1 protein-coding gene is annotated in these 248 nt (G+C 37.1%); it reads right to left on the bottom strand.

The genetic code is table 11. From position 1 onward, the window contains the following. Positions 1–248: GPR endopeptidase (locus ACP3VS_RS24520; RefSeq protein ID WP_426390338.1), on the bottom strand; the 248-nt coding region annotated here is incomplete at both ends.

The following is a 248-nucleotide window of genomic DNA, read 5'->3' as shown; positions in this document are numbered from 1 at the left end:
ATGCAGTGCTGCATTTAAACCACTTGCGATTACATTTGCCATATCTTCTATGAAGGCATCCACTTCTTTCGGAGTCACCATTAAATTATGACCTAGAGGCGATAACACTTCATAAATTAATTTTCTCTTCTCTTCATCTTCCAGTGTACCTACAGCACCTAAAAACATATTTCGGCTCTTTTCATCCGGCATATCTTCTTCTGTTAATTTTTTCTTTTCTCCAAATGTAAAACCAGCCGGTAACAAAG

It is taken from the genome of Lysinibacillus sp. VIII_CA, assembly GCF_049943995.1.
GTDB lineage: Bacteria > Bacillota > Bacilli > Bacillales_A > Planococcaceae > Lysinibacillus > Lysinibacillus pinottii.
Note: the sequence above shows the minus strand (reverse complement) of the source record. Positions and strands in the feature narration are given on the sequence as shown.